At 72.8% G+C, this 15,351-nt stretch carries 9 protein-coding genes; 3 read left to right on the top strand and 6 right to left on the bottom strand.

All coding sequences use genetic code 11. From position 1 onward, the window contains the following. Positions 1-26 precede the first annotated feature (26 nt). Positions 27-986 carry a methylmalonyl Co-A mutase-associated GTPase MeaB gene (gene meaB / locus ABGB14_RS08605; RefSeq protein WP_347642987.1) on the bottom strand — a complete coding sequence of 320 codons (960 nt, stop codon included), beginning with the start codon at positions 984-986 and terminating at the stop codon, positions 27-29. A gap of 111 nt (positions 987-1,097) precedes the next feature. On the opposite strand from meaB, the gene ABGB14_RS08600 reads away from it, so the two are divergent. Then, positions 1,098-3,716, top strand: coding sequence for a protein kinase (locus tag ABGB14_RS08600; RefSeq protein WP_347642986.1), 2,619 nt, complete (start codon positions 1,098-1,100; stop codon positions 3,714-3,716). Between the two features lie 2 nt (positions 3,717-3,718). On the opposite strand, the gene scpA is transcribed toward ABGB14_RS08600, so the two are convergent. The 5 genes from scpA to ABGB14_RS08575 form a co-directional block, all read right to left on the bottom strand. Beyond that, a complete protein-coding gene (gene scpA, locus ABGB14_RS08595) occupies positions 3,719-5,872 on the bottom strand; it encodes a methylmalonyl-CoA mutase (protein ID WP_347642985.1) in 2,154 nt (717 codons plus the stop codon). Then, positions 5,869-7,707, bottom strand: coding sequence for a methylmalonyl-CoA mutase family protein (locus tag ABGB14_RS08590; protein WP_347642984.1), 1,839 nt, complete (start codon positions 7,705-7,707; stop codon positions 5,869-5,871). Before ABGB14_RS08590 ends, scpA begins: the two co-directional genes overlap by 4 nt. A gap of 60 nt (positions 7,708-7,767) precedes the next feature. Beyond that, positions 7,768-9,612 carry a peptidoglycan-binding protein gene (locus ABGB14_RS08585; protein WP_347642983.1) on the bottom strand — a complete coding sequence of 615 codons (1,845 nt, stop codon included), beginning with the start codon at positions 9,610-9,612 and terminating at the stop codon, positions 7,768-7,770. Between the two features lie 82 nt (positions 9,613-9,694). Then, a complete protein-coding gene (gene mtnA, locus ABGB14_RS08580; RefSeq protein ID WP_347642982.1) occupies positions 9,695-10,633 on the bottom strand; it encodes an S-methyl-5-thioribose-1-phosphate isomerase in 939 nt (312 codons plus the stop codon). A gap of 31 nt (positions 10,634-10,664) precedes the next feature. Beyond that, positions 10,665-12,530: a TrkA C-terminal domain-containing protein gene (locus ABGB14_RS08575; RefSeq protein WP_347642981.1), complete on the bottom strand. Its 1,866-nt coding sequence runs from the start codon at positions 12,528-12,530 to the stop codon at positions 10,665-10,667. 121 nt (positions 12,531-12,651) lie between these two features. Here ABGB14_RS08575 and ABGB14_RS08570 point away from each other — a divergent pair, with 121 nt between their 5' ends. Beyond that, complete coding sequence (locus ABGB14_RS08570; RefSeq protein ID WP_347642980.1) at positions 12,652-14,157, top strand: protein kinase; 1,506 nt, start codon at positions 12,652-12,654, stop codon at positions 14,155-14,157. 59 nt (positions 14,158-14,216) lie between these two features. Beyond that, positions 14,217-15,326, top strand: coding sequence for a DUF5925 domain-containing protein (locus ABGB14_RS08565; RefSeq protein WP_347642979.1), 1,110 nt, complete (start codon positions 14,217-14,219; stop codon positions 15,324-15,326). Positions 15,327-15,351: the final 25 nt, after the last annotated feature.

The following is a 15,351-nucleotide window of genomic DNA, read 5'->3' as shown; positions in this document are numbered from 1 at the left end:
CTGGCCAGCCTAACCACAACCGGAGATCACGGACGTTCGAACACCGACAGCAGGCGGTCGGCCGCGAGCGCGGGGGTGAGGTCGCCCGCGAGGACGTCGCGCTCCACCTCCTCGGTGATCGCCGCGACGCCCGGATCGTGGCGCAGCTCCGCCAGCAGCCGGTCCCGCACCAGGGTCCAGGTCCACCGCACCAGCTGCCGGCGGCGCTTGGCGGGCAGGTCGATCGCCTGCTCGTGGGCCAGGACCTGCCGCCAGAGCTTGTCCAGCCCGTCACCGGTCAGGCCGCTGCAGGTCAGCACGGGCGGCGGCGTGGAGTCGGAGCGGAGCATGCGCAGCGCTCCCGCCAGCTCGCGCGCGGCCTTCCTGGCCGGCAGCTCGTGATCGCCGTCGGCCTTGTTGACCGCGATCACGTCGGCCAGCTCGAGCACGCCCTTCTTGATGCCCTGGAGCTGGTCGCCGGTCCGCGCCAGCGTGAGCAGCAGGAACGTGTCGACCATGTCGGCCACGGCGGTCTCCGACTGGCCGACCCCGACCGTCTCGACCAGCACGACGTCGAACCCGGCCGCCTCCACGACCACCATGGCCTCCCTGGTCGCCTTGGCGACGCCGCCGAGGGTGCCCGACGTGGGCGAGGGGCGGATGAAGGCGGCGGGGTCGGCCGACAGGCGGGCCATGCGGGTCTTGTCGCCGAGAATGCTGCCGCCCGTCCTCGTGGAGGAGGGGTCCACGGCCAGCACCGCCACCTTGTGGCCCTCCCCGGTGAGCATGGTGCCGAAGGCGTCGATGAACGTCGACTTGCCCACGCCCGGCACGCCGGAGACGCCCACCCTGCGCGCGTGCCCGGACTGCGGGGTCAGCTCGACGAGCAGCTGCTGGGCCAGGGCCATGTGGTCGGCTCTGGTCGACTCGACGAGCGTGATCGCCCGGCCGATCCACGTACGCGAGCCGGCGCGTACGCCGCGGGCGTAGTCCTCCAGCGAGTGCACCCGACTTACCCCTTTCTTCCCAGTTGATCAGCCTAATCTCTTACAAGGCTTGACATTTGCCAGTAGGGTGCTGGAGTTCTGATCTCAGCCGTCACAGGAGTCACTCCCCTCATGCCCAACGTCGAACCCCTTCACGAGGGCGACCCGGCAGCGGTGGGGCCGTACCGGCTGGTCGGGCGGCTCGGCGCGGGCGGCCACGGCGTCGTCTACCTCGGCCAGGCCCGCAACGGAACCCCCGTCGCCGTCAAGGCGCTGCGCGAGGGGATCGTCATGGGCGGCCGGCTGGTCAAGGACATCGCCACCGCGCGCATGGTCGAGCCCTTCTGCATCGCGCGCGTGCTCGACGCGTCGACCAGCGGCAGGGCGTACATCGTGGCCGAGTACGTGGACGGGCCCTCGCTCCAGCAGGCCGGCCGGCACGCCGGCGTGGAGCTGCAGCGGCTCGCCGTGGCGACCGCGACCGCGCTGGACGCGATCCACCAGGCGGGCGTGCTCCACGGGGACTTCAAACCGGCCAACGTGCTGCTCGGGCCCGAGGGGCCGCAGGTGGTGGACTTCGGCATCGCGGCGGCGCTCGGGTCGGGCATGAAGGCGACCAGCACCATCGTGGGCACGCCCGCATATATGGCCCCCGAGCAGCTCGCGGGCAAGCCGGTGGGCGCGCCCGCGGACGTGTTCGCGTGGGCGTCGGTGATCGTGTTCGCGGCCACGGGGGTGCCGCCGTTCGGGGACGACTCGCTGCCCGTGGTGATCAACCGCATCGTGAACGAGGAGCCGCAGCTCGGCGAGCTGCCGCGGCCGCTGCGCGAGGTCGTGCCGGCGTGCCTGGCCAAGGATCCGGCAGCCCGTCCCGCGATGCGCGACGTCCTGCTCCACCTGACCGCGCCCCAGCGCAAGGGCACGCCCCCCGCACAGCGCGCCCCTTCCGCGGAAGCCACGCCCCCAGCGCCGGGCGCCGCCTCCCACCAGGGCGCCGCCTCCGCTCGCAGCGACGGCTCCACGTCCTCCGGCTCCTGGCAGGGCACGCGCTCTCCGGAGGCGGAGGGGTCGCAGCAGGCGCCCGCGTACGGCGAGCCGTACCGGACGCCTGAGCATCAGACCGCCGGCCGACCGGCCAGGAACGACACCCCCGACTGGCTCTGGGAGCAGACACCGGAGCCGGCTTCCACCGAGCTCGCGGCGGGGCCCGGTGGCGAACAGCCCGCGCACCACGCTCCCGGACAGGAGGCCCTGCCGGACGCGCCCGGCCAGGCCGCCTGGCCCGACCCGCCCGGCCGGTCCGAGTTCGAGACACCCGGCGGGTCCGGGCGCGACCTGCCCGGCCAGCTTGCGTTCGACACGCCCGATCGGTCCCGGCTGGAGGCAGACTCCGCGGCCTGGCAGCAGACCGCCGACCAGACTCTCGACCAGGAGGCGTCCCCGCCCCTCGGCGGCACCGCCGGTGAGCCGCCGCCCCTCGGCAGGGTCGTCGGCGAGCCCCTGCCCAGGCGCAGGACCAGGTCGCCGCAGCAGGGCACGGCTCCCGGCGATCCCGCTTCCCACCAGGACCCCGGGCAGGCCGCGTACCCGTCGCCTGATCACCAGCGGGGCGGCGTCCCGCACGGCTCGGGCCGCGAGGTCCAGGATCCGCTGGGAGACCCGGCGTTGGAAGGCCCTCCGCAGGGAGGCCCAGCGCAAGGAGGTCCCGCGCAGGGAGGTCCGGCGCAGGGAGGTCCGGCGCAGGATGGCTCGCCGCTCCAGGCGCTGTTCGATCTGTCGTCGCCGGTCGAGTCCACGTCCGGGCACGGCCCGCGGCAGGCGTTCGGGCAGGGCGCGCCGCACGGCTCCCCGGCCGGGTTCGGAGCACCGTCCGGGCACGGGACATACGAAGCACCGTCCGGGCACGAGACATACGAAGCACAGACCGGGCACGGGACATACGAGGCACAGACCGGGCACGGGACGCGGGACGAGGGGCAGGACCGGTACGGCGGGCAGGCGTCCGAGGTGCCGGCGTGGTCGGAACCGCCCGCGCCGTTCGCCGCGGCACAGGGGCTCGAGTCGGCGCCGTTCGAGTCTCAGCCGCATGCCTCCGCGCCTCCTCATGCGCCCGAGTCGACGCACTCGGTGCCGGCGCCGCAGTCCTCGGCGCTGGTCGACGCCCTGGTGGCCGGCGAGAGAAGGTCCGAGGCTCCCCCGCCGCGGAAACGACGCCGGGCGAAGAAAGTGATCGTCGCCTGTGTCTCCGGTGTGTGCGCGCTCGCCCTCGGCGGCGCCATCGTCTGGCTGACCCCCACCACGCCCACCCCCAAGACCACGAGACTCGCCGTCGTCAGCGACGCGCCGACGGCCGCTCCGTCCACGACCAGGGCCGAGCGGCCACGGCGCAGCCGTACCACCATCCCCCAGCCCGACGACTCGACCGGCACCGGCCGCGCCACGAAAGGCCGGCTGAGGCTGGTCCACGTACGGGCCGGCGGCACGAGGACCGGCGACTGCTGGGCCGGCGGCGAGGCGACGCTGCAGGCGCTGGTCGAGCGGACCGGCGAGGCGGTGAACTTCGCCTACACCTGGTATGTCGACGGGTCCGTCATCGGCCGCGCGACAGCGGGGATCTCGCGGAACGGCCGGCGCTATCTGGCCGCGCCGCGCAGCCTCACGAGTGCGGGGGGCGTCCACAAGGTCACGTTGCGGATCACCTCTCCCCTCACCACCCAGCGGACCGTCTCCGTCACCATGTGCCCGCAGTAGCCCTATGGACGCCTCCTCAGCTGGTCGATGAGGTCGAGCGCGGCGTCGGCTATCACGGTGCCCGGCGGGAAGATCGCGGCGGCGCCGGCGGCGCGCAGCGCGTCGTGGTCGTCCGGCGGGATGACGCCGCCGACCACGATCATGGTCTCGCCGGCTTCGTGGTCGGCCAGCGCCTTGCGCAGCGCGGGCACCAGCGTGAGGTGGCCGGCGGCCAGCGACGACACGCCCACGATGTGCACGTCGGCCTCGACCGCCTGCCTCGCGACCTCTTCCGGTGTCTGGAACAGCGGGCCGACGTCGACGTCGAAGCCCAGGTCGGCGAAGGCTGTGGCGATGACCTTCTGGCCGCGGTCGTGACCGTCCTGGCCCATCTTGGCGACCAGGATGCGCGGGCGGCGCCCTTCGGCGCGCTCGAAGTCGGCGCAGGCCTGGCGGACGCGTTCGATGGCGGCGGAGGGGCCTGACTCGTCGCGGTACACCCCTGAGATGGTACGGACCTGCTCGGCGTGCCTGCCGAAGACCCGCTCCAGCGCCTCGGAGATCTCGCCCACCGTGGCCTTGGCGCGGGCGGCGTCGACGGCCAGCTTCAGCAGGTTGTGCTCGAGGCCCGGGCCGTGTCCCGGGTTGTCGGCGGCCTTGGTGAGCGCGTCGAGCGCGTGCTGGACGTCGGGCTCGTGGCGCTCGGCACGGAGCCTGGCGAGCTTGTCGAGCTGCTGGGCGCGTACGGCGCTGTTGTCGACCTTGAGCACCTCGATGTCCTCGTCACCGGTCGCGCGGTACTTGTTCACGCCGATGACGGGCTGGCGGCCCGAGTCGATGCGGGCCTGGGTGCGGGCGGCCGCCTCCTCGATGCGCAGCTTGGGCAGGCCCGCCTCGATGGCCCTGGCCATGCCGCCGGCGGCCTCGACCTCCTGGATGTGCTCCCATGCGCGTTCCGCGAGGTCGTGGGTGAGGCGTTCGACGTAGTAGGAGCCGCCCCAGGGGTCGATCACCTGCGTGGTGCCCGACTCCTGCTGGAGGAGGAGCTGGGTGTTGCGGGCGATGCGGGCGGAGAAGTCGGTGGGCAGGGCGAGTGCCTCGTCCAGGGCGTTGGTGTGCAGCGACTGGGTGTGGCCCTGGGTGGCGGCCATGGCCTCGACGCAGGTGCGGGCGACGTTGTTGAACACGTCCTGGGCGGTCAGGGACCAGCCGGAGGTCTGGCTGTGCGTCCGGAGGCTCAGCGATTTCGGATTTTTCGCGTTGAATCCGGAAACGAGCTTGGCCCACAGCAGCCGGGCGGCCCTCAGCTTGGCGACCTCCATGAAGAAGTTCATGCCGATGCACCAGAAGAAGGACAACCGCGGCGCGAACCGGTCGATGTCCATGCCCGCGGCGACCCCGGCCCTCAGGTATTCGACGCCGTCGGCCAGCGTGTAGGCCAGCTCCAGGTCGCACGTGGCGCCGGCCTCCTGGATGTGGTAGCCGGAAATGCTGATCGAATTGAATTTCGGCATTTTCTCGCTCGTATACGCGAAAATATCCGAAATAATCCGCATCGACGGGGCCGGGGGATAAATGTAAGTGTTACGGACCATGAACTCTTTGAGGATGTCGTTCTGGATCGTCCCCGCGAGCTGCTCCGGCGCGACGCCCTGCTCCTCGGCGGCCACGATGTACAGCGCGAGAACGGGCAGCACGGCGCCGTTCATGGTCATGGACACGGACATGCGGTCGAGCGGGATCCCGTCGAACAGCTGCCGCATGTCGTAGATGGAGTCGATCGCCACGCCCGCCATGCCCACGTCCCCGGCGACGCGGGGGTGGTCGGAGTCGTAGCCGCGGTGCGTGGCCAGGTCGAACGCGACCGACAGGCCCTTCTGCCCGGCGGCGAGGTTGCGCCGGTAGAAGGCGTTGGAGTCCTCGGCCGTGGAGAAGCCCGCGTACTGGCGGATCGTCCACGGCTGGTTGACGTACATCGTGGGGTACGGCCCGCGCAGGTAGGGGGCCGCGCCGGGATAGGTGCGCAGGAAGTCGAGACCGTCGAGGTCGCCGGCGGTGTAGAGCGGCTTGACCTCGATGCCCTCGGGCGTCTCCCACACCTCGCCCGGCGGCTCGGGGGCGTTCGTCCCCGGCTTGGGCCCGCCGTCGAGAGGGATGCCGGAGAAGTCCGGGATCATCGGGTCACCTCCAGGTCGTCGAAGGTCGTGCGGAGCACGGCCAGCGCGTCGCAGCCCGCGTGCAGGGTGGCGTCCACGCCGTCGTAGTCCCCCTTCCCCGCCAGCCACACCTTCTTCGCCCCGGCCTTGCGCAGGGCGGCGGCGACGGCCGCGGCGTGCTGGGCGTACAGCTTGTCGCTCGAGCACACGCAGGCGACCGTCGTGCCGCTGACGGCGAAGGCGGTGGCGATCTGCTCGGGATCGGTGCCCGGGCCCGCGGTCTCGGTCTCCAGGCCGCCCGCCTGGAACAGGTTCGCCGCGAACGCGGCCCTGGCGGTGTGGGCGGCCACCGGGCCGATGGTGGCGAGGAACACCTTGGGGCGCTCGGCCTGCGCGTCGGCCAGATCGCGCAGCTCCTCGAACGGCTCGGCGTAGCGCACCCGCGGCAGCCCCGCGCTCCCGCCGGCCTCCACCGGCTCAGGAGAGCGGCCCGCCCGCGACGCGCCTGGAGGGCCCGCCTCTTCCGGCGGAGCCTCCCTCCGGACGTCGTCCGGTGCCGCCTGCGGGGGTGTGCCGGAGACCGGGGCCGGGCGGAGGGCTTTCTCGTGGAGGTCGGGGTATTCGCTCACGCCCGTGATCGGGTGGCGCCGGTGGGCGATGTCGTCGGCGCGGCGGGCACGGGTGGCGGCGATCCGGTCGGACACGAGCCGGGCCCCCGCCTCGATCCCGCCGGAGGCCTCGATCTCCTGGAACCACTCCCACGCCCGCCCGGCCAGGTCGGCGGTGCGTCGTTCGACGTACCAGGAACCGCCGGCGGGGTCGATCACCCGCCCCGCACCCGACTCCTCCAGCAGCAGCGCCTGCGTGTTGCGGGCGATGCGGCGGGAGAAGGCGTCCGGCAGACGGAGGCGGGCGTCGAACGGGCGCACCGTGACCGCCCCGGCTCCGCCCACGCCGGCGGCGAAGCAGGCGAGCGTGGTGCGCAGCATGTTGACCCAGGGGTCGCGGGCGGTCATCATGGCCGCGCTCGTCACGGCGTGCTGCGCCTGGCCCCCGTGCTCGGGGGCGCCGCAGACCTCGGCGACCCTGGCCCAGAGCCGGCGCGCCGCGCGCAGCTTGGCGATGGTGGCGAACTGGTCGGCGGTGGCGGCGTACCGGAACTCGATCTGCCCCAGCGCCTGCTCGACGGAGAGCCCGCCGCCGGTGAGCGCCCGCAGCTCCGCGACCCCTTGCGCCATCGAGCAGCCGAGCTCCTCGGCGTCGCTCGCGCCGGCGTCGTGGTAGGGGGTCGCGTCGACGACGACGGCCCGCAGCCCGGGGAAGCCGGCGACGCAGCGCCGCGCCAGCTCGGCCCCGAGCGCGCCGGAGGCCCCCAGGTTGCCGCTCAGCGTGGTGCCGCGGGCGGCGGCCAGGCCGAGCAGCGCCTCCGCGGCCTCCGCGGCGAGCTCGCCGGCCTCCAGGACGACGGGGGCCAGGTCGAGATAGACGTCCTTCAGCACCGTGCCGAGCTCGCCCACCGGAATGGCGCCCGGCCCGACGGCCAGCCACAACGAGGTGACACCGCTCTCCAGGTCGGCCAGCACGGCCTCGGGGTCGGCCACGGTGTGCCGCTGCCGCACGTCCCAGCCGGGCACGGCCCTGGCTCCGCGGACGTAAGGGGCCGCGCCGGGCAGCCCCGGATCCCCAGGCAGGTCGCCCGCGTCGTAGAGCGGCGCGACCGTCACCCCGTCGTAGGTCAGGGTGGACAGCGCCTCCTCGGGAGAGCCCGCCTCGATCCCGGATTTGCGCAGGACCGCCACCGCCAGCGCCCGCCAGTCGTCGCGCGACACGGGCGCGAACCCCGCTGCCAGTTCCATGTTCGGATAGTAGGCGGAAGGCCGCGAACCCAGTAACCCAGGGTCCACCCCTACGTGAGATCAGCTGGTCGGGGCCTCCCACGCCAGCCGCCAGGTGATCGGGCCCACGATCCCGTCGTCGTCGATCTCCTGCACGCGCTGGAACCTGCGGCACACGTCGCGCGACTCGGGACCGTACGCGCCGTCCACGTCGAGGTCCCAGCCGCGCCTGCGCATCCGCGCCTGCCACGTCCGGACGTCCTCGCCGCGCGTCACCGGAGGGTATCTCAGCGGCCGCCCGGGGAACGGCGGCGTCGAGGGCGCCGGCGGCGCGGGCGTGCCGGGACGCGGTGCGCCACGCCTGACCCAGGCGTACAGCGGGTCGCCGGGACAGTCGGTGGCGTAGCCGTCGCGGTGCCCCTTGATCTCCTTGCCCGCGCGCCCGCGTGCGCGCAGGTGCTCGATCGCGTCGACGATCGCGTGCAGGACGCCGTCGGGCGGCTGCACCAGGCCCGCGTTGCCCACCAGCCCGAGCACGGCGTAGTGGCCGGAGTTGAGCCCGGGGCCGTTGGCGGCGGGCAGATGATGCGGCCCGCGCCCCTCGAACACCATCCGGTGCGGGCATGCGATCATGGTGTTGCCGGTGAAGTAGACGGTCCCGTCCCTGCGCGCCAGCCAGCTCTGGTTCTCGGTCCTGGGACACCAGATGGGGCCGTGGTACGTCTCCTTCCTGATGGTGACGCCGCCGTCGCCGTGCTCTTCGGCCGGTCGCGGCACGACGTGCCGCCGTCCGTCGACGGAGACCATCCACGCGTCCGTCCCCGTGTCACCGACCGGCGGCACCCGGCGCAGCGACGCTCCCGCCCCGGACAGCAGCACGGCGACCATGAAGGCCTCGGCCGCCGCCCGATCCCTCCGCACGAGCCCTCCGGGCCCGGCCTCACCCGCCTCCAGGGAGGTCTCCACGAACAGGGCGAGCTGCGCCCTCGACAGGGAGAGCAGGAAGTCGAGCGCGGGCACCCCGCCGGGCGCCACCCCGAGCAGCCGCCGGCCCGCCCCGGCCGGGAGACGGAACGCGACGCGATCGCCGGTGACCGTCTCCCTCCATCGGGGACCGCCGCTGCCCCGCCGGCGGAGCCGACCGGCGGGAGGGCCGAAGACCCCGTGGAGCGCGGCGCGGACGCGTACGAGATGCGCTTCGTCCTCCGGCGACCGGTGGATCGCGACGCCGCCCTGAGCCCGGGCGCCCTCGACGACCCCCGCCGTCCAGAACCACGCGGCCAGCTCCACGAAGGCGTCCGACCATTTCGGCTCGGCCGGCAGGTCGGCGCAGGGAGCCGCGATCGCGATGCGGTCGTCGTGGCCGAAGGTCTCGGTGGTCGCCCACGTGCGCTCACGAAGCGTGACCGTCCGGCCGGCCCTCCCGGCGGGAAGCCACCTCGTGCCGGGCCCCCTCCACCGTACGGGGCCGGGGCCGCGGCGGCGGCGCTCCACCGGCCAGCGGTGATGGGGCGTGGTCAACGAGGAGTGGCCGGCGCCTTCCATCCGGATCATCTCCCGCTCGCGCGCGGGGAACACGCACACCTCCAGCACGGGCTGCCACTCCGACATGCCCGTGCCGTGGTCGAGCGTGAGCGCGATGTCGCCGGGACGCAGCTCGCGGTAGGACCTCCACCCCTGCCGCGTGAGGATCTCGGTCTTCTCGTCCACGCAGTAGCCGATGTCGATCCAGCCGTTGCCGTCCATGTGGTGCCTCTGGATGGAACGTACCAAGGCCGTGCAGGCGTCGTGGTCGGAGACGATGCCGGGGTCGACCCTGCCGCCCGTGTAGTGGACCTTCACGCCTTTGGCGGAGTCGAGCTGCGTGTAGTCGCCGCGTGGCGGGCGAGCGTTCCAGCCGCGCCTTGATACCAGGTCGATGGCCACAGGTGAGCTCCGGGGGTCGCTGTCGGTGACGACCGAGCGTAACGCGGGTGGCGCGGACCGGTCCCGGAGATGGGGGATTTGGTCAGGGGCGGATCACCCGCTGGTCCGTCACGATCGCGGTGATGAGGTCGTGCGGTGTCACGTCGAACGCCGGGTTGACCGCGCGCGTGCCCTCCGGAGCCACGCGCATCCCTCTGATGGCCAGGATCTCGTCCTCGTCCCGGTCCTCGATCGCGATCTGCTCGCCGGACGGGGTGTTCCGGTCGATCGTCGACTCGGGCGCGACCACCACGAACGGCACCCCGGCGCGTTCGGCTCCGAGCGCGAGCGCGTACGAGCCGATCTTGTTGGCGGTGTCGCCGTTGGCGGCGATGCGGTCGGCGCCGATGAGCACGGCGTCCACCTCGCCCCTGGCCAGCAGGTAGGGGCCCGCGGAGTCGGCGATGAGCCGGTGCGGCGCGCCCATCCTGGCCAGCTCCCACGTGGTGAGCCGGGCGCCCTGCAGCAGCGGGCGGGTCTCCAGCGCCAGCACCTCGGCCAGCCGCCCGCGCTCGTGCAGCGTCTGGACGACGCCGAGCGCGGTGCCGCGTTCGACGGCGGCGAGCCCGCCGGTGTTGCAGACGGTCATGATCCGCAGCCGGTCGCCGTCGAGGAGGTCGGCGCCGCGCTCCCCCATGGACCTGCAGGCGGCGATGTCGGCGTCGCGGACGCGCAGCGCGGCGGCGAGCACCGCGTCGCGGCCGTCCGGCAGGTGCGCGGCGACCTGGTCGACGCCCCAGGCGAGGTTGACCGCGGTCGGCCTGGCGGCGCGGAGCCTGGCGATCCGGCCCGGGTCGCCGCCGGCCAGCACGACGCCCAGCGCCCCGGCCACGCCGAGCGCGGGGGCGCCGCGCACGGCCAGCCGCCGGATGGCGTCGACGAGGTCGTCCACGGTGTGGATGCGTAACATCACGCACTTGTCGGGCAGCAGCGTCTGGTCCACGAGCTCCACCGCGCCGTCCACCCAGTCAATGGTCCTCACGGGGCACACGCTAACCCACCGCGGCGCGGGGTCAGCGTTCGGCGAGCACGATCACCGAGTCCGCCTCCTCCAGGACGATGGGCTCGGTCTTGTCCGGGTTGAGGACGATGCCGTAGTGCGGCGGATCGTTCCTCGCCGTGTTCTTGCGGTAGCCGATGGCCGTCTCGCCCTTGCGCCTGGCGGACTCCACGACCGTGGAGAACGACACCTTCACCCCCGTCTTCACGTAGGAGGCGGCGGGGCGCGGGTAGATCTCCGATCCGCGCGAGTCGAACAGGTAGCCGAACACGTCGGCCAGGTGCCGGTTCTCGGCGAGCTGGGCGAGGAGCAGGCCGATGACGGTGTCGCTGATGACGATGTCGTCGGCTTCGGTGACCTCGGCCAGGGAGCGGTTGTTCTCGTCGTGCATCTCGCTGACGATCGAGTAGTGCTCGCCGAGCGCGCTCTGCATGTCGCGGAGCTGGAGCAGCGTCATGAGCGTGCGCGTGTCGGAGTGGTGCGGGTCGAAACGGTCGTCGCTGAGCACGATGACGTGCTGGAAGAGGCCGACGCCGAGCGATTCGAGGGCGAAGCGGTCGGTGGTGTCGCAGTCCTTGACGTTGACGGTGAGGTGGGCCAGGCCGGCCAGGCCGGTGCCGGCCTTGGGGTGGTCGGCGGCGATCTCCAGGACGGCGCCGGGGGCGACGTAGCCGTCGAGGTAGCGGACGATCTGCTCGGCCCTGCCGTTCCAGTTGAGCAGCAGGGTGCGCTCCGGCTCGGCGGGCGTGCCCATCGTCTCGGCGATGGCGCCGTCCTCGATGGACGGCATGCCGGCCGCCAGGCGGACGTGGGAGTCGTCGTGGGCGATGACGATGACCTGGTCGTCGGCGTCGATGACGGTCTCGCCCGGCGGGTTCAGCACGACGCCGGACGGCCGGCGCAGGCCGATCACGGAGGCGGTCTGGTACGCGTGCAGCGCCTCGCCGTACGTGACGCCGACGAGCTTCTTCGGGGTGCGCAGGTAGATCTCGCCGCCGTCGAAGTTGAGCAGGTCCATGCACACCACGGACATCCCGGACTGGCGCGAGGACTGCACGATGAGCCGGGACGCGGTGTCGTCGGAGTCGACCAGGAGCACCTCCTGGCCGCCGGCCAGGAGGGCGGCGGCCAGGTTGCGGCTGGAGGTCAGCGCCGCGACGGCCGGCGGGTGCACGCCCTCGCGCTTGGCCAGCGCGAGCAGGATCTTGATGACGTGGGCGTCGGGATCCTCACGCTCGGGCGAGAGCACGACGACCGACCGGGCCTCCGTCAGGTTCATCAGGTCGAGGTCGTGCGGCTCGGTGGGCCGCCCGGTGCGGCAGACGATGCGCGTCTTGCCCAGGTCGCCGGCCTGCTCGCGGATCTGATCTTCCATCTCCAGCTTGTCACGTTCCGCCAGGATGGCGATCACCGAGCTGCGCTGGCTCGCCTGTGCCTTGGACAGCTCGGCCACGATCGTGAAGATCTGGTCGGACCAGCCGAGCACCACCGTGTGGCCGGACTCGACGATGCGCGAGCGGCCCTTGCGCAGGCGGTCGACCTTCTGCTTGAGGCCGTTGGAGAGCAGGCCGACGAGCATGCTGACGATGAAGATGCCGCCGAGCGAGCCGGCGAACATCACCGTCATGTAGGCCGTCGAGCCTTCATCGCTGGAGATCTTGCCAGGGCTGAGCGCGTGCATGAGCGCGAGCCAGAGCACGTGTCCGGGACCTGTCACGCCCTCCGGTTCGTTCGGCGCGAGCCAGAGCGTCAGCACCGTGACCACGACGAGGAGCGCGACCGACACCAGGGCCAGCCAGCCGATCAGCGAAGCCGTCCCCCTGGACATGGTGTTGTCGAACCAGTACCGCGCCCTTTCGCGGAACGTGATCTTCGACACTTCCCCTGATACCTCCGCCTAAGGAGTGAAATAACCGAACGATCCAAAGTACCGGTGGATCTTGGCATCCGCATGGCGATGGGATCTTTGCCGCGGGCGTGACGACGGTAACGTATCGCCCATGGTGACCCCCCTGACACCGGACGACCCTGCGTCACTGGGCGATTACCGCCTGGACGGCAGGCTCGGCGAGGGCGGGCAGGGAGTGGTCTACCTCGCCCGCTCCCCCTCCGGCGAGCAGGTCGCGGTCAAGCTGCTCGGCACCGGCGACACCGAGACCAGGGCCAGGCTCGCGCGGGAGCTCGACGCGCTGGCGGGCATCGCCTCCTTCTGCACGGCCCGGGTGCTCGACGTCTCCACCGGCGGGCCACGGCCCTACGTGGTGAGCGAGTACGTGGAGGGCCCCTCGCTGTCCGGCCGGGTGCGCGAGCGCGGCCCGCTGCGGGGCGGCGACCTGGAGCGCCTGATGGTGGGCACGGCCACGGCGCTGGCCGCCATCCACGCGGCCGGGATCGTGCACCGCGACTTCAAGCCGTCCAACGTGCTGCTCGGCCCCGACGGGCCCAGGGTGGTCGACTTCGGCATCGCCAGGGCGGAGGGAACGGCGACCATGACCTCCGGCCTGATCGGCACGCCCGCCTACCTGGCGCCCGAGCAGATCAACGGCACTCCCGCGGCTCCGGCCTCCGACGTCTTCGCGTGGGCCGCCTCCATGCTGTACGCGGCCACGAGCACGAGCCCGTTCGGGGCCGACACCGTCCCCGCCGTGCTGCACCGGGTGCTGCACGCCGAGCCGGACCTGTCGCCCCTGCCGCCGCGCCTGCGCGGGCTGATCGCGTCCTGCCTGTCCAAGGACCCCGCGCACCGTCCGTCGGCGCAGCAGCTCATGGTGTCCCTGGTCAACCCCGACCGCCCGGCCCGACCGCTCGCGCGGGGAGCGCCTTCCGCCGGCCCGCCACCGCGCACCGGCCACGACCACACCGGCCCCACGGGGCCGCCGCCCGGCAGCGGGGAGACCACGCGCGAGGGGCGGCGCCCCCGCACGCGTGCTCTGCTGATCGGCGCGACGGCGGTCGCGGTCGCCGCCGTCGCGGCCACCACCACGGCCCTGCTCGTACGCCCCCCGCTCGCGGAGGGCGACCGCTCGCCCACGGCCACCCCTCCCACGCGGTCGCCGGCCGCCGGATCGCCGTCGCAGAACCGGCCGCCGGACAGCCCGTCGCCCGCCGGATCCAGCACCGCGTCCGCCGGCGCGACACCCACCGGGTCCGAGCCCTCGCCCCGTGCGGGCCTGCGGATCCCGGCCCGCTTCGAGGGCGTCTGGACGGGCCGTACGACCAGCACCAACCCGATGGACCCCGACGACAACGAGAACACGGTGGAGTTGGAGGAGGGCGAGTCCACCGCCAGGTGGCGGGAACGCGACGGCGACGACGACTGCAGGGGCACCATCACCCTGACCAAGGTGGAGGAGACCCGGCTGACCTTCGCCCTGGGCCAGAACGAGGGCGGTTGCGTCCCCGGCACCATCGTGCTGGCGCTGGAGGGCGACTCGCTCGCCTATACCTGGCGCGACGTCCCCGGCCTCGATCTCATCTCGCAGACGGGTACCCTCAACAAGGAATGACCACTTCTCCTCCCGGAAACCCTTCGACATCCGACGACCCTGCGGAGATCATTACCGATATGTCAGTGATCAGGGAGGTGCCGTTCCCCAGCCCCGACGCCGCAGGGCTGCCGATGAACATCTGCATCGACGACGCCGACTCCGCCATCGACCTCATCGACGCCCTGGCGCTGTCGCCGTTCGCGACGGGCGCGCAGCCCTGGTCCCGGCTGGCCAACCTGGAGCGCGTACGCCCTGAGGCCACGCTCAGCCCCGCCGAAGGCCGCGTGCTGCGCACGGCGCGGGTCGAGGACGGCCCGGAGTCGCGGCTCATCGGCGGCGACGGCTGGACGCTGCGCGTCGTGCGCCACCGCGACCGCACGGCCATGGTCAGCGTGACGGCGGTGAGCGAGGAACTGGCCAAGTCGGTGCTCCACGAGGCCATCGACGGCGCCGAAGAGGCGATGCCGGACGTCGACCACGTCGAGATGGGCTTCTGGTGGCGCGGCACGCACGGCGGCACCCGCTCGGAGCGGCCGATCACGGCACAGCCGTGGGACGAGATCAGCGCCAACTACTCCGGAAAGGTGCGCGGGTCCCTCGACAAGCTGATGTCCGTCACGCCCTCCGACGTGAACGGCCGGCTCATCCTCCTGCACGGCCGGCCGGGCACCGGCAAGACCACGCTGCTGCGCACGCTGGCCAAGCAGTGGCACGACTGGTGCCAGGTCGACTGCGTGCTCGACCCCGAGCGGCTGTTCAACGAGCCGGGCTACCTGATGGAGGTGGCGGTCGGCTACGACACCGACGAGGACGCCCAGCGCTGGCGGCTGCTCGTCCTGGAGGACTGCGACGAGCTGATCAGCGCCGGCGCCAAGGCCCAGGCGGGTCAGGGTCTGTCGCGCCTGCTCAACCTGACGGACGGCCTGCTCGGCCAGGGCCGCGACGTTCTGGTGGCGATCACCACGAACGAAGACCTCGCCCGCCTCCACCCCGCCGTCGTACGCCCGGGCCGCTGCCTGGCGCAGCTCGAGGTGGGGCCGCTGAGCAGGGACGAAGCGATCGCGTGGCTCGGCACGCCGCAGGGCGTCGGCCCGTCGGGGGCGACGCTCGCGGAGCTGTACGCGCTCCGCGCGGGCCGGGAGCTCCCCCACTCCTCCGGCGACGACTCCACGGGCCTCTACCTCTGACCGCCGGGCCGCGCACCCGTTCAGG

Source organism: Nonomuraea sp. B10E15, assembly GCF_039871615.1.
Lineage (GTDB): Bacteria > Actinomycetota > Actinomycetes > Streptosporangiales > Streptosporangiaceae > Nonomuraea.
Note: the sequence above shows the minus strand (reverse complement) of the source record. Positions and strands in the feature narration are given on the sequence as shown.